Annotated in this window: 17 protein-coding genes and 2 pseudogenes; 15 read left to right on the top strand and 4 right to left on the bottom strand. The window is 71.5% G+C overall.

Annotated features, from left to right (window positions below; all coding sequences use genetic code 11):
- Positions 1–9 precede the first annotated feature (9 nt).
- Together ABTX60_RS27175 and ABTX60_RS27170 are read right to left on the bottom strand one after the other, a co-directional pair.
- Positions 10–426 carry a VOC family protein gene (locus ABTX60_RS27175; protein WP_352099637.1) on the bottom strand — a complete coding sequence of 139 codons (417 nt, stop codon included), beginning with the start codon at positions 424–426 and terminating at the stop codon, positions 10–12.
- A 42-nt stretch (positions 427–468) separates the two neighbouring features.
- Positions 469–1,653, bottom strand: coding sequence for a hypothetical protein (locus ABTX60_RS27170; protein ID WP_352099636.1), 1,185 nt, complete (start codon positions 1,651–1,653; stop codon positions 469–471).
- Positions 1,654–1,778: 125 nt separating this feature from the next.
- On the opposite strand from ABTX60_RS27170, the gene ABTX60_RS27165 reads away from it, so the two are divergent.
- The 14 genes and pseudogenes from ABTX60_RS27165 (at position 1,779) to ABTX60_RS27100 (ending at position 15,894) form a co-directional block, all read left to right on the top strand.
- The gene (locus ABTX60_RS27165; protein ID WP_352099635.1) at positions 1,779–2,177 is read left to right on the top strand and encodes a hypothetical protein; all 399 of its coding nucleotides are present in this window, start codon (positions 1,779–1,781) and stop codon (positions 2,175–2,177) included.
- Positions 2,174–3,115 carry a transglutaminase domain-containing protein gene (locus ABTX60_RS27160; protein WP_352099634.1) on the top strand — a complete coding sequence of 314 codons (942 nt, stop codon included), beginning with the start codon at positions 2,174–2,176 and terminating at the stop codon, positions 3,113–3,115. Before ABTX60_RS27165 ends, ABTX60_RS27160 begins: the two co-directional genes overlap by 4 nt.
- Positions 3,112–3,501, top strand: a complete 390-nt coding sequence (locus ABTX60_RS27155) for an MmcQ/YjbR family DNA-binding protein (RefSeq protein ID WP_352099633.1) — start codon at positions 3,112–3,114, stop codon at positions 3,499–3,501. The genes ABTX60_RS27160 and ABTX60_RS27155 overlap by 4 nt, the downstream gene beginning before the upstream one ends.
- 40 nt (positions 3,502–3,541) lie before the next feature.
- Positions 3,542–4,915, top strand: coding sequence for a trans-sulfuration enzyme family protein (locus ABTX60_RS27150; protein ID WP_352099632.1), 1,374 nt, complete (start codon positions 3,542–3,544; stop codon positions 4,913–4,915).
- Positions 4,900–5,973, top strand: a complete 1,074-nt coding sequence (locus ABTX60_RS27145) for an OsmC family protein (protein ID WP_352099631.1) — start codon at positions 4,900–4,902, stop codon at positions 5,971–5,973. The genes ABTX60_RS27150 and ABTX60_RS27145 overlap by 16 nt, the downstream gene beginning before the upstream one ends.
- Positions 5,966–6,256 (top strand): acyl carrier protein, encoded by a 291-nt coding sequence (locus ABTX60_RS27140; protein WP_352099630.1) that lies wholly within the window; start codon positions 5,966–5,968, stop codon positions 6,254–6,256. Before ABTX60_RS27145 ends, ABTX60_RS27140 begins: the two co-directional genes overlap by 8 nt.
- Positions 6,250–10,392, top strand: coding sequence for a non-ribosomal peptide synthetase (locus ABTX60_RS27135; RefSeq protein ID WP_352099629.1), 4,143 nt, complete (start codon positions 6,250–6,252; stop codon positions 10,390–10,392). Before ABTX60_RS27140 ends, ABTX60_RS27135 begins: the two co-directional genes overlap by 7 nt.
- The gene (locus tag ABTX60_RS27130; protein WP_352099628.1) at positions 10,389–12,278 is read left to right on the top strand and encodes an ATP-binding cassette domain-containing protein; all 1,890 of its coding nucleotides are present in this window, start codon (positions 10,389–10,391) and stop codon (positions 12,276–12,278) included. Before ABTX60_RS27135 ends, ABTX60_RS27130 begins: the two co-directional genes overlap by 4 nt.
- Positions 12,275–13,555: a glycosyltransferase gene (locus ABTX60_RS27125; protein WP_352099627.1), complete on the top strand. Its 1,281-nt coding sequence runs from the start codon at positions 12,275–12,277 to the stop codon at positions 13,553–13,555. The genes ABTX60_RS27130 and ABTX60_RS27125 overlap by 4 nt, the downstream gene beginning before the upstream one ends.
- A gap of 15 nt (positions 13,556–13,570) precedes the next feature.
- Positions 13,571–13,827 (top strand): annotated as a pseudogene (locus tag ABTX60_RS27120) (alcohol dehydrogenase catalytic domain-containing protein); the annotation flags it as partial.
- Between the two features lie 99 nt (positions 13,828–13,926).
- Complete coding sequence (locus ABTX60_RS27115) at positions 13,927–14,304, top strand: hypothetical protein (RefSeq protein ID WP_352099741.1); 378 nt, start codon at positions 13,927–13,929, stop codon at positions 14,302–14,304.
- Between the two features lie 38 nt (positions 14,305–14,342).
- Positions 14,343–14,609 carry a hypothetical protein gene (locus ABTX60_RS27110; RefSeq protein WP_352099626.1) on the top strand — a complete coding sequence of 89 codons (267 nt, stop codon included), beginning with the start codon at positions 14,343–14,345 and terminating at the stop codon, positions 14,607–14,609.
- 152 nt (positions 14,610–14,761) lie between these two features.
- Entirely contained in the window at positions 14,762–15,124 is a 363-nt protein-coding gene (locus ABTX60_RS27105) for an MFS transporter (RefSeq protein ID WP_352099625.1), read from the top strand.
- A gap of 11 nt (positions 15,125–15,135) precedes the next feature.
- Positions 15,136–15,894: an MFS transporter gene (locus tag ABTX60_RS27100; protein WP_352099624.1), complete on the top strand. Its 759-nt coding sequence runs from the start codon at positions 15,136–15,138 to the stop codon at positions 15,892–15,894.
- Positions 15,895–16,020: 126 nt separating this feature from the next.
- On the opposite strand, the gene ABTX60_RS27095 is transcribed toward ABTX60_RS27100, so the two are convergent.
- Positions 16,021–16,800 carry a TniB family NTP-binding protein gene (locus tag ABTX60_RS27095; RefSeq protein WP_352099623.1) on the bottom strand — a complete coding sequence of 260 codons (780 nt, stop codon included), beginning with the start codon at positions 16,798–16,800 and terminating at the stop codon, positions 16,021–16,023.
- Between the two features lie 658 nt (positions 16,801–17,458).
- A pseudogene (locus ABTX60_RS27090) lies at positions 17,459–18,142 on the bottom strand (TniB family NTP-binding protein); the annotation flags it as partial.
- 297 nt (positions 18,143–18,439) lie between these two features.
- On the opposite strand from ABTX60_RS27090, the gene ABTX60_RS27085 reads away from it, so the two are divergent.
- The gene (locus ABTX60_RS27085; RefSeq protein WP_352099621.1) at positions 18,440–19,675 is read left to right on the top strand and encodes an AAA family ATPase; all 1,236 of its coding nucleotides are present in this window, start codon (positions 18,440–18,442) and stop codon (positions 19,673–19,675) included.
- Positions 19,676–19,769: the final 94 nt, after the last annotated feature.

Raw genomic sequence — 19,769 nt, 5'->3', positions numbered from 1 at the left:
CGGGTGGGGTCAACCCGCCTCGGGAAGCGGCGAGTTGACCTCCACCAGATAGCCGTCGGGGTCCCGGAAGTGTGCCGCCCGGATGCCCCAGGCGGGCCAGTCCTGGGTTTCCTTGACCACGGTGGCGCCCGCGTCCCGGAGCCGCGCCGCGGTGCCGTCGACGTCGTCGGTCTCCAGGATCAGGGCGAAGCGGTCCTGCCCGGGGAGCTTCGCGTCCGCGTGCAGGGTGCCGAACGCCTGGGCCATCACCTCGCGCTTGTTGAGCGCCAGATGGGTTCCCGTGCCCATGTCCAGCTCCGCGTACCGGCTCTGTTCGTCGCCGTACAGGACGGAGAACCCGCACACGTCCCGGTAGAAGAGGAAGCACGCCTCGTAGTCGTCGACCATGAGCCGGACATAACTGCACCGCACGGAACGCTCCGTCACCACAACTCCTTTGTCAGTGCGCAAAATTCGACGCTCCGTAATCTACAGCTGGGCGACGATCCGGCTTGCCGTTCGCCCGTGGAAGACGTTCACGGCGGCCATCGGGTAGCCGCCGTCGCCGCTCGTCGGGGAGAGCGGCGAGCAGTGGCCGAGGCCGATCCCGAACAAACCGGGTATCGGGCGGCCTCCGCCGTCGAGCACGCGTCCGTTCGCGTCCACCGCGGCTTCGCCGGGCGGGAACAGGGGTCGGCCGGAGGCGTCAAGGACCGGCAGCCTGCGGGCGCGGTAGCCGGTGGCGGCGATGGTCAGCGGGGGAGTGGCGGGGTCGGCCTCCTCGCTGTGGCGCAGCAGGCGCACCCGCGGTTCCGTGCCGTGTACCACCGCACGGTAGACGGTCTTGGACTCGCCGCGCAGCCCGGAGAACCGGTGGAGCGGCTCGGTCTCGGGATCGACCGTGGCGACACCCGCGCCGCTCGGACCGCCGGCGGACGCCGCCCGCCGGCCCGGCCGGTAGACCAGGATCTCGCTGCGGGCCTCGACCCGGATCTGCCCCGGCCGCAGCCCGTCCCCCCACTCGCGCAGCAGCAGCCCGACCGTGGAGAAGGCGCTGTGCGAGCCGCCGAGTACCCGGATCGGTGTGCCCGCGCCGACGGCCCTCGCGCACTGGGCGTCGCGCTCGCGCCGCAGCACGGCCTCCGAGGTCGTGAACCAGGGGCCGCCGTCGTCACCGGCCCGTGGTCGTGCACCCACCGCGATGACCGCGGACCGGGACAGGGCGAGGGTGCGTCCCCGCGTATCGCAACTGTGGAACAACCCGTCTGCATCGTGCCGGAGGTGGTCGACGGCGGTGCCGAACAGGGTGTGGGCGCGGTCGAACCGAACGGTGTAGTCGGCGACTTCGCGTGCCGTACGGGCCAGGAAGCGGGCGGCGAGTCGGAGCGCCACCGGCTGGTCGGGGTCGACCTGCAGGGCCCGGCCCTCGGGGGAGCGCAGGGCCGCGCGAAGGCGGCCGTCCGGGGCGAGTCCGGCGAGGAAGTCCCCGGCCGCGGAGTTGGAGCAGATGTCGTAGTCGAGACTGCGCCACTCGTTCCGGCCGCGGCGGTCGAGGAACACGCAGCCGTCCCGCATCAGAGCGTCGAGGGATCCTGCGCGGTCGGCGGCGATCGGGATGCCGAGGGCCGCGGGCCCGAAGCCCACGACCTGGAGCCTCGCGGCGCTTGGCTGCATGGACGGTCCGCCCTTCAACTGGTGTCATCAGAAGCCTAGAAGCGACATTGACTATAGTCAACGTTCCGGTTATGTTGACGCAGTCCAGTGCACAGGCGCCTGTCAAAGGCAGCGGGGAGAGCACCATGACCGTCGGGACACTGCCTTCCACCGAGGAGCGCGTGCTGCGCTTCCTGTCGGTCGGGAAGGGCTTCAAGCTCTTCGCCCAGGAAGAGGGCAAGACCACCCTGGGCGACCACTTCGTCTTCCACGACGACCTGCAGGACGCCGACGGCACGGTCGTCGGCCGCGACGCCGGCGTCTGCACGCTCGCGTCCGACACCAGCTACCAGCTCAACGTCACGATGGAGCTGCCCGGCGGCTGTGTGACGGCCCAGGGCTTCGTCGAGAACGAGCTCGGTCTGCTCGCTGTCACCGGCGGTACGGAGATCTACCGTCAGGCCCGCGGCGACGTCCGCATCGGCAAGTCCGGCGAGGAGGGCCTGGACGTCACGCTGCGGATCTCCGGAGTGCTCGCCTCGTGACGGCCGCACCCGCGCGGGCGCCGGCGGTGACCGACGCGATGATCGACGCCCTGCTCGCCGACGTCGCCCGGATTCCCGACGAGCACCGCACGTACAGCTGCGGGACCTGGGAGGCCAGGTCCAAGCATGGCGTGGGTCCCGAACTCTTGGAGCGCCTGGTGTGCGCCGGGCTGAGCAGTCGCGACGGTGACGACGGAGAGCGCCGCTACGACGGCCTCGACCTCGACAACATCGCACTCCATCTCGGCCTGTCCTCCGTGCGGCGCATCGCCATCCGCTCCTGGGGCCGTACCTGGAACCGCGTCCGCAGCGGACCCGGCCACCACGTGCTGCGCTACGTGCCCAGCTGTCCGGAACCCGGCCACCAGGGGCCCTGCATCTACCGGCTCGCCCTGCCGGGCGGCGAGCGCCGCGAGGTCACCCTCGGCCCGCTCGACGAACCCCCGGCCGTCACCCTGGAGAGCGAGCGCCCACGCCCCGACGCCCGACTCCCGGACGATCTGGCGGAGTTGTGCCACGAGATCGCCCGCCTGCGGTTCTACCTCCTGGCCGAGTCGATCCGCTGGGATGCCGACTTCATGCGGACGACCGGCATCGCGGACTGCGGCGGCAGCTCCACGCTGATGCTCGCGGGCGCGAAGCGGCTCGGCTACCAGGCGCGGCGGTCGTTCGGCCTGATCGTGGCCGAGCCGTTCTCCACTCCGCACCACTGGGCGGAGATCCGCCTGGACGGCGCGTGGGTGCCGCTGGACCCGATGACCCTGAAGATCCTTGCTCGCTGGGCCCCTTCGGTCCCGGACGACACCCCGGTGACGCAGCCGCTGACCGGACTGGTCACGCGGATCTCCGGCGAGTGGGTGCCGCCCGCGACGCACGGGAGCACGGAGTCCCGGGTCTCCTACCTCACCGAGTACCACGCCCGCGAAAGGACCCCATGACCCCGCCGGACCTTGCCCCCGCGACGCCCCAGCTCCCCTCCGACGTCCTGCACGCCCACTGCACGGCGATGCCCCACGTGACGTACGACAACGTCTTCGGGCCGCAGACCACCTGCTACCGCGTCGGCGGAAAGATCTTCCTGATGCTCGGTCACGACGCGGATCCGCAGTACGCGACGTTCAGTTACGACCCCGAGGAGTCGCTCGTGCTGCGGGCCACCTACCCCTCGGTGGTTCCCGGCTACTACGCCAACAAGCGGCACTGCAACACCGTCTACTTCGACGGCCGGATCGAGCCCGCGGAGACCCTCGACTGGATCTCCGAGTCGTACAACATCGTCTTCGCCAAGCTGCCCCGCAAGATCCGTGACCAACTCGCTGGCTGACCGCCGGGATTGACAGGTGTCTCGAAATGAAGGTGGCTCCATGAGTGAGCGGGACGGCACCGCCATCGGCTCCTTTCCCCGGGCCCGCGCCGACGCCGGCTGGATGAACGACCTCCGCCGCGAACGGACCGCCGGACCGCGGACGCCCCACCAACTGTCCGTGGACGCACCCGCGGGCGGCTCCACCACGGCCGTGCACGGGGGGACGTATCTCGACCCCACCACCGGGGCCGTCGGCACCCCGATCTTCCAGACCAGTACGTTCCTGCTCGACGAGAACAGCTACGACGCCTTCTTCGAGGGCGTCACCCGGGACGTGCCGATCTACACCCGGTACGGCAACCCCTCCCAGTGGAGCGTCCAGGAGAAACTCGCCCTGCTCGAAGGCGCCGAGAGCGCCCTGGTCACCTCCTCCGGGATGGCCGCCATCTCCACCACCGTCCTCGCGCTCACCAACCCGGGCGGACACATCATCACCGCGTACGACGTCTACGGCGGCACGTACAACCTGATGCGCGAGGACATGCACGCACTCGGCCGCGAGGTGTCGTTCGTCGACGCCGCCGACCCGGCTGCGGTCGCGGCGGCCATCCGGCCCGAGACCCAGTTGCTGTTCGTCGAAGGGCTCACCAACCCGCTGCTCAAAGCGCCCCCGCTGGCCGAACTCGCCGCGCTCGCCCGGCAGCACGACATCCTGCTCGTCGTCGACAACACCTTCCTGTCGCCGGCCTTCCTGCGCCCGATCGACCTCGGCGCCCACCTCGTGTTGCACAGCGCCACCAAGTACCTGAACGGACACAGCGATCTGACGGCCGGCGCGGTCGCGGGCTCCCGCAAGTTCGTGGACCGGGTGTGGGCGCAGGCCCTCAGGCTCGGCGGCACCCTGGAACCGTTCTCCTGCTTCCTGCTCGAACGCGGGCTCAAGACCCTGCCGCTGCGGATGCGCGCCCACCACGAGAACGCGAGCGGAATCGCCCGCTTCCTGTCCGGGCACCCGAGGATCATCCAGGTCCACCACCCGAGCCTGCCCGACTATCCGTACCCGCACCTGCGCGAGAGCGCCGGCGGCTACGGCGGAGTCGTCAGCTTCGAGGTCGCGGGCGGCGACGAGGCCGCGCTGCGGGTCCTGCAGGCGCTGCGGCTGCCCCAGGTGGCCACCAGCCTCGGCGGGGTGGAGTCCCTGGTCAGCATGCCCTTCAACACCTCCCACAGCTCGCTCACCCAGGCACAGCGCAGCGCGGTCGGCATCCGCCCCGGGCTCATCCGCTACTCGGCCGGCATCGAGGAACTCGCCGATCTCGTCGAGGACTTGAGCGCCGCACTCGACCGCCTGGACGAGCCGGCCGAGCCCGTCGACCGTCCGGACGAGGCCCACGACGGCCTGGAGGAGGAGACCCCGTGCGCAACGGCATGAACATCGCGGGCGTCAGCGAGATGGTGCACGAGGTGCAGACGCAGCCCGAGGAGGCGATCTACCGGTACGGGGCCGTCGCACGCTGGGACGAGGGCCGCGGCATCCGCGCGCACAACGAACCCGCCGTCCTCGGCACCGTCAAGTCGCCCCGGCGCTACGAGGTGGCCGTCGCCGACGAGCAGGGCCCCACCCGCGGCGACGCACCCACCGCGGTCCGGCTCGCGCTCACCGCACTCGGCGCCTGCGCACTGACGACCTTCGTCGGCGGCGGCAGTGCGCGCGGCGTCACCCTGGAGTACCTGCGGCTCGGCATCAGCGCCGAACGGATCCGCGACGAGGTCTCCGACCGGCTCACCGACCTCGTGTATGAGCTTGCGGTACGCGCCGATTCCGGGGGAGTCGACATCGCCGAGGTCGTGGCGAGCATGGAGCAGCAGAGCCCCAACCACCGCACCCTGACCGACCCGCAGCCCCTCACCCTGGTGCTCGGCGCATCCGCGGACCCGTCGGCCGCCGCGCACCCGCAGCCGGTCTCCGAACCGGCCCCCGCGCCGTACGAACCCGCCGCCCGGCCCGGCGAGACCGTCGGGGCGACGGTGGACTGGCAGTACAGCGTGCAGTTCCTCGCGGACGGTGACCCGGCCCCGCTGCGGGTCGATCAGCCCAAGCAGCTGGCCGGCGTCGACTGGGGGCCCAACCCGCAGGAGTACCTCCTGATGGCGCTCGCCTCCTGCGTGCTCGGCCGGACCGTCGCGCTGTCCGCGCAGCAGGGGCGTCCCGCGCACTCCTGGCGGGTGCGGGCCACCGGGCAGGTCGACATCCGGGGCCTGTTCCTCATCGGCCCCGACCCGGTGGTCCCGGTGCACCGGCTCACTCTGGAGGTCACCCCGCTCGACGCCGCCGGCACCGGCGCCGAGGGCTGGCAGGACCTGGTGCGGGAAGCGGTGCGTCGCTCCCCGGTCGCCGGGCTCCTGACGTCGGGGCACCTGGTGAAGGTCAACCTCGACGCGGGTACCGAGCCGGCGCCTGACGCGCGTACGGAGCGGGCCCATGACTGACCGGGACCGCATCGACGAGGTCGCCGAGGCGTGGTGGACACGGGTGGCCTCGCCCGACGGCGAACCACCCACGCCCGACGCGGACTTCTTCGCGGTCGGCTGCACCTCGCTGCAGGCCGTGATGGTCGTCGGCGGGATCTCCGAGGACCTGGACGAGGAGGTCCCGGTACGGCTGCTGCTCCGCAACAGCCGGTACGGGGCCTTCCTCGCGGCGCTGCGGGAGTACCTCACCGAGGAGGAGGCGCCGCACGCGGGTGCGGGAGTGGGGAGGCCGGCGTGGTGACGGCGCTGAGGGCCCCTGGTGAGGAGGAGGCGGCGGCCGCCGGTGCGGACGCGGTGGGTGCCCCGCTCACCGACCTCCAGCACGCGTACTGGCTCGGTGAGCAGGGCGCGTACGACCTCTCTGTCCCGGCCCGGCTCTGCGTCGACTGGGAGCTGCCCGAACTCGACGTGACCGCGCTGCGCCGCGCCCTGGACGCGTGCGCCGCCCGGCACCCGATGCTGCGGGTGCGCGTCGGGGACGACGGGACGCAGCGGGTGGACGGGGCGGCGCGGATACCGCTCATGGTGCGGGACGTCACCGATCGGGCCCTCCTCGAGTCCGCGGGCCCGGGTGCCACCGGTTCGGAATCGGCCGACTCGGAGCCCGCCGTCCTCGACTCCGCTGCCGCGCAGGCCCGTTGGCGTGCCCTGCGCGCCGAGGCGGTGGAGGCGTTGCCGGCCCTCGCGGACGGGCCGCCGCTGGTCGTGAGCGTCGTGCGGACGGCCGGGGCGGTCCGGCTCACCCTCGTCCTGCGCCTCTTCGTGTTCGACGCCGCGTCGGTCGGCATCCTGGTGCGTGACCTCGCCCGCTTCTACCGGGACCCCGACCTCCGACTCCCGCCCCCAAAGGCGGAGTTCCTCGACTTCGCCCGCCGCGAGGAGCGCCGGGCCGGCCGCGCCCGACGGGAGGCCGAGGCGTACTGGGCCGCACGCGTGCCCGAGCTGCCGGGACCGCCGGACCTGCCGGTCGCGGCCGGGGGACATCCCGCCGACTCCGCCTCCTTCCGCCGGCACACGCTGACGCTGTCCGCCGAGCGCTCGGACCGCCTGCGCGACCGCGCCCGCGTCCGGGGCCTGTCCGTCAACGCCGTGCTGTGCTCCGCCTACGCCGCCGTCCTCGCCAAGTTCTCGGGTCAGGACACCTTCACCCTGACCGTGCTCGCCTCCCGCCGACCGGCCACCCCACGCCACGCCGAGGTCATCGGCAATCACGGCACCACGGTCGCGCTCGCCGTCCCCGCGGCCTCCGGAGCGTCCTTCGGCGACCGCACCCGGCTCCTGCAGGAACGGCTGCACGAGGCGTACGGCCACTCCGCCGTCTCCGCGGTCGAGGTTCTGCGCCGGCTGAAGGCCACAAACGCCGGCGCTCCCACCCTGCTCCCTGTCGTCTTCGCCAGCAGCATCGGCCTTCCCTCCGCCCCGGCGGAGGACCAGGAGGCAGCGACGCTGCCCGGTGCGCGCGCACTCGGCGGCGCCCTGCACACCCCGCAGGTCTGGATCGACCACCAGGTCTACGAGGACGAGGGCGGTATCGGCTGCACCCTCGACGTGGTGGAGGACGTCTTCCCCGAGGGCTTCACCGACGCCTTCCTGGCGACCTACCGCCAGTGGCTCGACGACCTGACCGAGGCCCATGACCACTGGGACGAGCCGTTGCGTCCCCGGCTGCCCGACCGGCTGACCGCCGCCCGCCGCGCCGCCAACGCCACGGCCCGCCACCTTCCCGCCCGGCTCCTGCACGACGGGTTCGACGAGCAGTGCCGCCTGCACCCCGCGCGCACGGCCGTCATCCACGGCGCGGAGCAGGTGAGTTACGGCGGTCTCCGGGCGGCGGCCCGCGCACTCGCCGGCCGCCTCGTCGCCGCCGGCATGCGCCCCGGCGACCTGGTCGCGGTACGGGCGGCGAAGAGCCGGGAACAGATCGCCGCGGTCCTCGCGGTGCTGTACGCGGGCGGCGCCTACGTGCCGTTGGCGCCCTCCACCCCACCGCGCCGGCTCGCCAAGGTGCTCGACCACGCGGGCATCCGGCACGCCCTCACCGACGACCCGGACGGGTTCGCCCGTACGCCCGACGTCGTGACGCTCGACCTCCGTGCGACATCCGCCTCCGTGGAGCTTCCCCAATCCTCTGCCACACCGGCCGACTTGGCGTACGTCATCTACACCTCGGGCACCACCGGTGAGCCCAAGGGCGTGGCCGTCGAGCACCGGGCCGCGAGCAACACCATCGACGACCTGCTCGACCGCTTCCGCTTCGGCCCCGGCGACCGGACCCTGCAACTCTCCTCGCTCGGCTTCGATCTCTCCGTCTTCGACATCTTCGGCACCCTCGCCGCCGGAGGCGCGATCGTCCTGCCACCCGACGACGGCGGCCCGCCCGACCCGGCCGCCTGGACCTCCTGCGTACGCGAACACGGCGTCACCGTCTGGAACTCGGTGCCCGCCCTGCTCGACATGGCCATGCACGCGGGCGGCCCGCACGGCTGCCTGGACTCGCTGCGCCTCGTGATGCTCAGCGGCGACTGGGTCCCGCTCCACCTTCCCGCGCAGGTACGGGCGTTCGCCCCGGACGCCGTCGTCGCCGCGCTCGGCGGCGCCACCGAGGCCGCGATCTGGTCCAACGTCCACCTCGCCGCCGCCACCCCGCCGCCCGGCTGGACCAGCGTGCCGTACGGCACCCCGCTGGCCAACCAGGGTTTCCACGTACTCGACCACACCCTCGAAGACGCACCGGACTGGGTGCCGGGTGACCTCGTCATCACCGGTGCGGGCCTGGCCCGCGGCTACCACAGGGCGCCCGAACAGACCGCCGCCGCCTTCCGCCACCATCCGGTGACCGGCGAGCGGATGTACTTCACCGGCGACCGCGCCCGCTACCGACCCGACGGGACACTGGAGTTCCTGGGCCGGGCCGACACCCAGGTCAAGGTGCGCGGCCACCGCATCGAGCTCGCCGAGGTCGCGTCCGCCGCCCACGGCCTGACCGGGGTGCGGACCGCCGTCGCCGACGTGCTCGGCGAGCGGCCCGACGAACAGCGCCTCGCCCTGTTCCTGGTGTGCGATCCGGCGGTGGTGTGCGACCCGGCGGCCCGGGCCGCGCTCGCCGGGAAGGTTGCGGAGACCGCGCGCGAGACGCTGCCGCCCTACATGGTGCCCAACGAGGTGGTGCCGCTCGAAGGGCTGCCCGTCACCGCCAACGGCAAGGTGGACCGAGCCGCCCTGCGCCGCACCGCCCAGGCGGCCGCCACCGCCTCCCGCGGTACCGGCCGGCCGCCGCTGCCGGGCACGGAGACCGTGCTGGCCGGGATCTGGGAAGCCGTCCTCGGGGTCGCCGTCACGGAGCGCACCGCCGACTTCTTCGGCCTTGGCGGCACCTCGCTGCTCGCCGCCAGGATGGTGGGCCGCATCGAGGCCGCGTTCGGGGTACGACCCGTGCTCTCCGGCCTGTTTCACCACCCCACGCTCGCCGGGCAGGCCCGCCTCGTGGAGGAGGCGGAGGCGTACAGCCCGCGCTGCACCGCCGTACTGCGTGACGAGCCCGGTGCGCCGCGGCTCGTGCTCTTCCACCCGGTCGGGGGCGGGCTGCTCTGCTACCGGGAGCTGGTCGGCGCGCTGCCCGGTGCCCGGCATGTCATCGGCGTGCAGTCGCCGCCGGCCGGATCCGACGAGACCGGCCCCGCGGACCCGGCAGCGGACGCCGGCGGGGACCTCCACGCGGCCACGGACCCACAGGCGGACGCGTCCGCGACCACCGACGCCCCCCGGGACGGCGTGACCGCCCTCGCCACCCGCTACGCCGCCGAGCTCCTCGCCGAACTCAGCCCCGGGCAGGCCGTGTTCGCCGGCTGGTCGATGGGCGGCGTGCTCGCCCTGGAGACCGCCCGGCTGCTGCGCGGCAGCCCCGTCGAGGTCACCGCAGTCGTCGCCGTCGACGCCTACGTGGCGGCCGAGCCCGGCGGATTCGTCCACACCGGGCCGCCCGCCGCCCGCGCCTTCCTCGCCGACCTGCACGGCGGCACCCCAGCGGACGGCCGGGACGCGGACGTCGTACCACCGGAGCTGGCCGCCTCCTACCGCACCTACCTGCGCAACTACCGCGCACTGCTCACCCACCGGCCGACCCCGCCGGACGGCTTCCCGCTGCTCGCCGTGCGCTGCGCGGACGGCGCCGCGGACACCTTTCCCGGCCTGCTGCCGCTGAGCGAGCACTGGGCTCAACTGCCCCCCGGAGCCAGCGTGTCGGAGGTGCCGGGCGACCACTTCTCCGTCATGGACCCCCTCCGCCGCGGAGTGCTCACCGACCTGCTGTCCCCCCATGGGCCGACCGCCGAACCAGCAACCGACCCCACCGCCCGAGATGAGCGAGGAACCACATGACGACCGTCCAGCACCTCACCGAGGCAGCATCCGGGACCGTGACGGACCCGGTCATCGACGTGACGGACCTGGCCAAGGACTATCCGGCGAAGGGCGGCACCCCCGTGCACGCGCTGACCGGGGTCAGCTTCCAGGTGCGCCGCGGCGAGATCTTCGGCCTGCTCGGCCCCAACGGCGCCGGCAAGAGCACCACCGTCCGGCTCCTCGCGACCCTCGCCACCCCCACATCGGGCACCGCCACCATCGCTGGCCACGACACCACGACCGAGGGCGAGGCGGTGCGCGAGAGCATCGGCGTTGCCCTCCAGGAGACGGGTCTCGCGGACCTCGCCACCGCCCGGGAGGCGCTCTGCCAGACCGGCCGCCTCTGGGGCATGACCGGCGAGGAGGCGGCCGCCCGCGCCGATGAACTCCTCGCCCTGATCGGCCTGGAGGAGTCCGCGGACCGCCTGGTCAAGACGTACTCCGGCGGGATGAAGCGCCGCCTCGACCTGGCGCTCGCCCTGGTCCACCGGCCCGAGGTCCTCTTCTTCGACGAGCCGACCAACGGCCTCGACCCGGTGGCACGGCGGCGCGTCTGGGACCAGGTCAGGGCCCTGCGCGACGCCGGTACGACCGTGCTGCTCACCACCCAGTACCTGGAGGAGGCCGATCAGCTCGCCGACCGCGTCGCGATTATCGACGGCGGGCGGATCGTCGCCGAGGGCACCCCCGACGAGCTGAAGCGCGCTCACGGCGCCGACACCGTCGAACTGGTCCTCGCCGACGAGGAGAGCGCCCGCGCGCTCGCCGCCGACGTCCTGGTCGAGGGCGGCACGGGCCGGACGAACGGCACCCGGGTCGCGTACTCCGTGCGCAACCCCGACACCGCCGTCCCCGACCTGCTCCTGACCCTGCACACCCGCAAGATCCGCCACCTCGGTCTGCGCATCAACCGCCCGAGCCTCGACGACGTGTTCATCACCCTCACCGGCCACGGCCTGACCGCGGGCGAGGAGACTCCGCCCGAGCCCGATGAACCGGAGGCGCCCACCGCCGAGCGCCTGCGCTCCCTGACCACCGCGGCCACCGCGCCGAAGAAGAACGGCGCGGACGGTGGCTCGCGAGCCCGCTCGGCCGCCTCCCCGCTCACCCAGACCGGCCTGCTGCTGCGCCGCCTGCTCCGCGAGGCGCTGCGCAACCCCGCCGCCACCGCGCCGAACCTGATGATCGGCGCGTTCTTCCTCTTCGTGTACGACGGACTGCTCGGCGGCTCCGCGGCGGCGCAGGCGGCCGGCGGCGGCAACTACGCGAACTTCCTGCTGCCGACGATCCTCCTGTTCACCTCGCTGTCCGGCGGAGCGGCGGGCCTGACCCTGGTCGAGGACATCGAAGGGGGCTACCTCAAGCGGCAGTTGACGATGCCGCTGTCCCGTACCGCCCTGATGACCTCGTTCACCGCGATCGGCGCACTCATGGTGCTCGTCCAGGCGGTCATCGTGACCCTGCTCAGTCTAACCCTGGGCATGAGCCCCGAGACCGGACTGCCCGGTCTGCTCGCCGTGTTCGGCCTGGCCCTGCTCTGGGGTCTCGGCATCGCCGGCTACTCCGCCGCCACCGCCGTCATCACCGGAAACGCGGCGGCCGCCCAGGCGGCCACCCTGATCTTCTTCCCACTGCTCTTCATCTCGCCCGCCCTGATGCCCGGCTCCGAACTGAAGGGCTGGATCGAGGTCGCCTCGGCCGCCAACCCGGCGACGTACCTCCTTGAGGCGATGCGCGGACTGCTCAACGACGGCTGGGACGCAGGCCAGTTGGTTACCGGCGTCGGTGTCGGTGCGGGCTTCGCCGTCCTGATGCTGGCCTGGGCCGCGACCGCCCTCAAGCGCGGAACGAGCCGGATGTGACGGCCGGCCCGGAGGCGACCCTGCAGGACCGGCGCATCCTGTACGCGCTGTGGGACGGCGGCGGAAACGTCGCCACCACCCTGCTGCTCCTCGGCGCACTCGCGCGCCGGGGGGCCCGGGTGACCGTACTGTCGAACGACTCCGTGGCGGATCGCGTACGGGCGGCCGGCCTGGAGTTCACGCCGTTCCGGCTCGGCCCTCGGCACGATCCGCGAAGCCGTGAGACGGACGTCCTCAAACTGTGGGAGGCGCAGACTCCCGCGGAGTCGTCCCGACTGATCCGGGACCGGGTCATGTTCGGCCCCGCGGAGGCCCTCTGCCGCGACACCCTCCGGGCCGCTGAGGCGTGCAGGGCGGAGCTGCTCGCCGCCGACTACACGCTCTTCGGATCGCTGGTCGCGGCCGAGCGGCGCGGGCTGCCGCACGTGGTGCTCATGAACACGATCTATCCGCTGCCGACCGCCGGGACGACCGCTGTCGGAACGGCCCGCAGCGGGCCGTTCACCTACCTCTTCGCCCGGATGATCGCGCAGGGGCTTCCGCAACTGAACTCCGTGCGCGGCGAGTTCGGCCTGCCGCCGCTCGCCAGCGCGCAGGAGCAGTACGAGCACGCGGACGCGGTGATGGTCACCTGCCACCCGCGCTTCGACCCGGCCTCCGCGTCCGTACCGCCGTACGTCCACTACACGGGCCCCCAGGTCGATCCGCCGGCCCGGCTCCCCGGCCGGCCGGCCGGCCCGGCCCGTCGGGTCCTGGTCAGCCTCTCCACGACGGACCGGCCCGAGGAGGGGCTCCTCGTCGACTCGCTCGTGCGCGCGGCGGAACGGGTGGGGGAGACGGAGTTCGAGTTCCTCGGCGGCGTCCTCGACCACCGAACCGACCTGCCCCCGAACGTCACCGCGCGGGGCTACGTACCGCTGGAGGAACGCCTTCCGTACGCGGACTTGGTCCTGCACCACGGCGGCTTCGGCACCACCACGCGCGCGCTGCTCTGGGGCGTCCCGGCGATCATCTTCCCGTCCTTCCAGGAGCAGTTCAACAGCGCCCGCCGCCTCGACGAGCTGGGCGCGGGAACCGGTCTGCGCCGCGACAGCGATCCCGCCGACATCGCCGCCGCGATCCGTACGTACACGGCGGCCTCCCGCCGGACCGCGGCCCAGGACTGCGCCCGCGCTTTCCACGCGGAGCACGACCCGGACGCGGCGGTGCGGGTCTTCGCGAGGCTGGATGCATCACGCACGCGCCGAGGGGTACTCGGGGTCTCCCGACGGACTTGAGAAGGCGCGTTTCGTATGCGTGCTCTGCCGTGGCAGGGAAGGCGCGACGTACGCGTGGAGCAGGTGCCCGATCCCCGTGTCGAACAGCCCGACGACATCGTCGTGCGGGTCCCTCGACCGGGATCTGCGGCTCCGACCTGCATCTCTACGAGGTCTTCGGGCCCTATGCCGACCCGGGGGACATCCTCGGGCACGAGACCATGGGCGTCGTAGCGGAGACCGGTCCCGAGGTGACCGACGTGGCCGTGGGCGACCGGGTCGTCACCCCGTTCGTTGGCCCGCACCCCGTCGCCCCGGGGAGCGGGCCAACTGGCTTCCGGCTCCAAGTTCCGGTCGTTCCAACCCTCGAGCACGCGAGGCGAAGGAGGGCTGTGCCCAAGCCGTTCCCGCACGCCGACCATGCCCTGCAGATCGTCCGGCGGCGCCGAGATGTGCGCACCGGCAGGACCAGCATCGACCGCGTTTACGCGCTCACCGACCTGACCATGCACCAGGCCACCCCCGCCCACCTCGCCGAACACGTCCGCGAACACTGGGGAGTGGAGGCGATGCACGACGTGAGGGACGTGACGTTCGGCGAGGACGCCTCGAAGATCCACACCGGCAGCGCACCCCGCGTCATGGCCAGCCTGCGCAACACCGCCCTCGGCCTCGCCGACCTCGTCGGCTGGACCAACCTGGCCGCCGCCGTCGATCACTACCGGTCACACCCCGACCACACACTCGATCTCATCCATCCCGGCACCTGAGAAGGATCACGCCCCGGGCCGGCGAGGCGGTCAAGTGCGTGCTGTTCTCCTTCCGCATGTCCTATTCGGGCAAGGCGGTCCACGACGACCCCGATTCACTGCGATGGGACCGGACACCCAACCGCCACCTTGCGTTCGGCCGAGGCCCCCACGCCTGCCTCGGCGCCCAGGTCGCCGTCCAGGTGGCCCGCACCGTCTTCGGAACCATCGGCCATCGGAATCCGAACGCCCGGCTCGTCTCCGAGCCCGTTCCCCGTCCCAATGTGACCGAACACGGGATGTACAGTCTCGAGATCTCGTTCTGAGGAGCAGTCCCGCAACTGTGGAAGACCTCTTCAGGACGAGCCACATTCCGCGGACAAGAGAGGGTCGGGGACAGCCCGTGCATCAGTCCGTGGTCCGTACAGTCCCGGCTTCAGGGATCAGGCCGGTGCTTTGCGTACCAGGGATGCGCGCCGTGTTCGTCGCACACGCCGTGTCCATGGTAGGCACCTTGGCCGCTGAGGTCGCCCTGTCGATCCTCATCTACCAGCGCACCGGCTCGGCCCTGTGGTCGGCCCTCGTGCTCGTCTGTTCGTTTCTGCCCTACGCAGTGGGCGGCACGATCCTGTCGTCGCTCGCGGACCGCTTCCGGCCACGGCGCTTATTGGTCTGCTGCGACCTCCTCAGCGCCGCCTGTATCGCGGCCATGCTGATACCAGGGCTGCCGACTCTCGCCCTGCTGGGACTTCTGCTCATCACCGGATTCGTAGCGCCGCTCTTTCAAGGCGCCAGGGCAGCGAGCTGTCCCACCTGCTGGATGAACACCTCTTCCCGGTAGGCCGTTCGCTGTTGTGCACCATCAGTCAGACCGCGGTCGTCTCCGGATTCGCGGTGGGCAGCATTCTGGTGGCCGCGATCAGACCGCTGTGGCTTCTGGCCGTGGACGCATGCAGTTTCGTGGCCTCGCCCGTACTCATTGGATTGTGGACACCGGCTGCTCCCGCCAGCGCGCCGGACGGCGAACGGTCCCTGCGATCCGTGGTGAAGGGATCGGCGGAGGGGTTGCGCCACATCTGGACCAACCGACCGCTACGACGACTGGTCCTGTTGACCTGGGCCGTCCCCGGTTTCTCATCTGTAGGTGACGGGCTTGCTGTCGCTTACACCGCCAAGGTGGGTTCCGCCGAGACGGCGGCAGGTTGGCTCTTCACCGGGTACGCCGCCGGCACGGTCATGGGCGAACTCGCCGTGGCGCGGCTGTCGCCCGACACTCGGCGCCGCCTCATCACTCCCTTGGTCATCGGATCCCAACTCCCTCTGATCGCCTTCTTCCTGGGCCCTTCAGTTCCCATGGCGGCGGCCTTGCTGGCACTTTCAGGCGCGGGCTTCGCCTGCAACCAGGGCATCGACCCGCTGATTCTGTCGGCGACGGCGCCCACCTACCGAGGGCGCCTGTTCACGGTGCAGACCAGTGGTCTAATGACGGGGCAGGGACTTGGGGTCGCGCTGTCCGGCGCTCTGGGAACCCAGCTTCATCCGGGTGTTGTCATTGGACTAACTGGGCTTGTGGGAACGGTAGTTGTCTCCTCTCTGGCGTGTCGACGCTGATCCGGTGCGCGTTCTTTCCATGAGGCGTCCACTTCGGGTGATCTCCGGTAGGCCGGATGCCGGCCGGGCCGCTTCCGTCTCCGCCGCAGGGCCGTGACCGGTCCGGCACCGGGCCCGGTGCGTCCATCACCTGAGCCCGGCGATTGCGGTGTCGATCTCCTTCTCGGTGATGTTCTCGCTGCCGCTGCGGATCGCCAGGACGGCGGCCGTGGAGACGACGTAGGCGAGGGCTTTGAAGTAGCCACCGGTGCGCTGATGCAGTATGACGGCGTGTTTGCTCAGGGCGTTCTCCTCCAGCCGGTACAGGCTCAGGTCGGCCTCGAAGCTCGCCAGCACTCGCCGGAAGGTCTCGTCCTCCTTGGTGTCCAGAGGCAGGGGGTGCAGCCAGGTCACCGGCAGCAGCGCTTTGTGTGAGGGCGAGGACGAGGAGGGATCTGGGAGGCTCGCCTGCTTGAGCCGTGCCCGGTTCTCCGCGCTGACCCGGATCAGGTCCTGGGCCATGATGCGGGCCTGGTGTAGGCGGTGGCTGGCACCGGTGCCGCAGTAGATGATGGAGATGCGCAGCTTGTCGCGCAGGTAGTCGAAATAGGGCAGCACGTTCGCCAGGTGCTGCGGGGAAGCGCGGTCGATGTCGTCGATGAGCAGCAGACGGGTCTGCGAGTTCTCCAGGACATAGTTGACCGGCAGGGTCACGTCCTGGTGCTTGCGCATCTCCAGGACTTCCTGGAGGTTCTTCGGCTGGGGGTTGAGACCCAGGTAGGAGCCGATTTCCCAGAACCACTTCACTTTCGGTTCCGGGTCTGCCGGGGTGGTGATGTGCACCACCGGGATGACGTTCTGCTGCCTGCCGTTCGTGGCGGCTTCGATCTCCCCTGGGCGGCGCGTCCCACCGCTCGCAACAGGCACGTCTTGCCGGTGCCTGGGGGCCCGTCGATGACGTGGTCAGTCTGCCCGTCACGGTTCCCGCTGTTGCGGTGGACCGCTTCAACGACCATCTCCTGCATGTGGGACATCGCGTCGGTGGGCACCATCTGCAGACGCCGGTGGTAGGCGATGGCCTGTTCGTCCTCCTCCCTGTCCTCAGAAGGACTGCCGCCCGCCGCCAGGACAGGTGGCTTCACTTCCTCGTCGACGAAGCTGTTCCAGCCGGTGAGCTGGAACAGCGGTAGAGGCCGCATCGGGCGTGTCTCTCAGCTGCTGTCGCAGACGGGCTTCACGCTGCTCGCGCAGTTCCACGGTCGCCTTCATAACGCTTCCTTTCTCGTTACGGTCCTGGCTCTCATCGTCAGACCCGCTGCGGACCGGGAACGCCCCCGTGTCCCGGCCAGTCTTCGTGACGCTCGGAGGGGGGTTTGTTGGTGTATTGCGGGCTTGTTGGCCTGGTGTGTTGTGGGTTTGTTGAGAGAGGTCGGGTGCACGGTTCCAGTGGGCAGTTCGGGTGTGAGCTGGGGTTGTGTCGTGGGCGCTGAGTGGGACCGGGCTCGTTGTGGGTTTCGCCAGCGTGTAAAGGATCGGTTGGTGTTTGTGCTGGTCAGTGCTGTTTTGCCTGGTCGGTGGGCAGGGGTTAGCGGTTGCGGGTGGGGCGTCTGTGTTGTTCGGCGAGGTGGTCGAGTTGTACCGCGTCGAGGGCAGTTTTTGTGATGCGTTCGGTGCCGTCGTGGATGGCGGTGATGGCTGTTTGGCGGATGAGGCGGGTGAGGGATCCGATGCGGCCGGCGGTGCGCTGGTGGAGGTAGGCGGCGTGGCGGGGGAGGGTGCCGGGTTTGTGTTGTTCGAGGTCGAGGGCGTTCTCAATGTCGGTGATGACGTCGCGGAAGGGTTGGCGGGTGCCGTGGCGGCCGGGGAGGGAGCCGCAGGTGATGAGGGTGGCGCGTCCGGCGAGTTGGGCGCCGCGTGTCCCGCTGAAGAGGGGGGTTTCGGTGACGTTGATGCCGGCGTAGACGAAGGTCGCGGGGAGGCGTTCGGTGAGGTCTTTGATCAGGTCGGCGGCTTGGGCGCCGGTGGTGGTGCGGGGGTTGAGGCGGTGGATCTCGTCGATGAGGACGAGTTGGACGCCGGCTTGGGTGTAGGTGTGGCAGACGGCGTCGGTGATCTGGGTCTGGGTCATGCGGGTGGCCACGGGGATGCCGAGGTAGCGGGCGAATTCGGTGATGAGGGTTTTCGCGGTGGCGCCGGGAGGGACCAGGACGTACGCCACGGGTGCCGCGGCGTGGGCTGATCCGGGCGGGGGCGGGTTTTTGCGGGTGTGGGTGCGACGTGCTGGTTTGGTGTCAGTGGGTGAGTGTCAGTGACGGCACGTCAGAACTGAGCGTTTTCGCTGGTGGGGTGCTGAGTAAGGGTGGGGTCACTGCGGTGGGGCGGTTTTTGTAGCGGTGCGGCTGTCATGGGGCGGTACACCCCGCTCCGTTCCGCTGTCATGGGAACGGCACTTCTGATCCTTCCGAGGGCTGTGCGGCATCCCGGTGGTCGGTGTCGGTGTCCGCCGGGGGAAGAGTGTGGGGTGGGGGAGTCGGGTGCGTGGGGTGAGGTGACGGCGGGGTTGAGGGTGTCCAGGCCGGTGCTGGTGGCGCGGCTGCTGGAGCTCGATGCGGCCGGGGCGCTGACGACGGCGCACGTGAGGGCGGGCGCCCAGGTCGGTGGGGTGAATGCGCGGACGGTGTGGCGCTGGCTGGAGGCGGCGCGGACGGAGGGCCGCGTGGAGCGCAGGCCGCGGGCACGGCTGGAGTTGTCCGAGCAGGCGTGGGAGGTGCTGGCGCAGGCGGGCGGGAACGTGTCGGTGCTGCACCGGCACCTGAAGGATGCCGGGGGAGAGGTGCCCTCGCTGGCGTCGTTGTACCGGGTGGTGCGCCGGGACCTGGAGGCCGGAAGAGTCCTGCCGGACCGTGCGGTGGTGCGGCGGGAGCGGGAGGAGCAGCGGACGCGGCAGGCGCTGGCTGACCTTGCCCTGGCCGGGCCGCGTGAGGGCGGTGCGGCGAAGGAGGCTGCGCGCCGCACCCCGCACCCCGCACCGGCGTCTGCGGTCCTGCCGTCGGGGGAGGGCGGTGCGGTGACGGGTGTGACGTTGCCGGCGGGGGCGCAGCTGGTGCGGACGTCGTCGGTGCGGGCGGTGGCCGAGGCGGTCGGGCAGGCGATGGCGGTTCAGGGCGCGGTGTGTGTGTTCGGCGACCCGGGCCGGGGCAAGACCGCGGCCGTGCGGATGGCGCTCCACGAGGTTTCGCCGGGCTGGAGAGTGACGTGGGTGCCGGTGCCGGTGCGACCGTCAGTGGCTGGCATGCGGCGGGCGGTGTTCGATGCTGTGGCGCTGCCGGGCCGCTTCCCGCATACGTCGGCGCGGGCCGACGCCGCGGTCGCGGGGGCGCTGGGGGAGGCGCGGGTGCTGGTGGTCGATGAGGCCCAGCGCCTTTCTGCGCCGTGCCTGGAGTACCTGCAGAGCCTGTGGGACCACCCTGGCACGCGGATCACGCTGGTGCTGTGCGGGGCGGGCAGCGAGCGGGCGCTGTCCCGGCTGCCGCAGCTGGCATCGCGGGTGGTCGCGTGGCAGGAGGTCCCGCGGCTGGCCGGAGCGGAAGTGGCGGCCGTGGTGACTGGCTTCCATCCGGTGTGGCGCACCGTCCCGGCACCGGATCTGACGTGGATCGACCAGTCGTGCGCGCACGGCACGTTCCGTACGTGGGCCGCTTTGACTGCGCACCTGCAGAACGCGCTGCTCACCACAGCTGACACGTCCGTCGACCGGATCCTGCTGCGGCGCCTGTTCCAGCGGGTCGCGCCGCCACTGTGAACGGAGCGCTCCCGCAACGGTCGGGTGCTCGCATGCTCACGGCCCCGGCAAACACACGACGTCCCACCGCGCGAGGGGAGCTGGCATGGAGGAC

The sequence above is a fragment of the Streptomyces sp. NPDC126510 genome, assembly GCF_040302345.1.
Lineage (GTDB): Bacteria > Actinomycetota > Actinomycetes > Streptomycetales > Streptomycetaceae > Streptomyces.
This window is presented reverse-complemented; position numbering and strand designations above follow the sequence as displayed.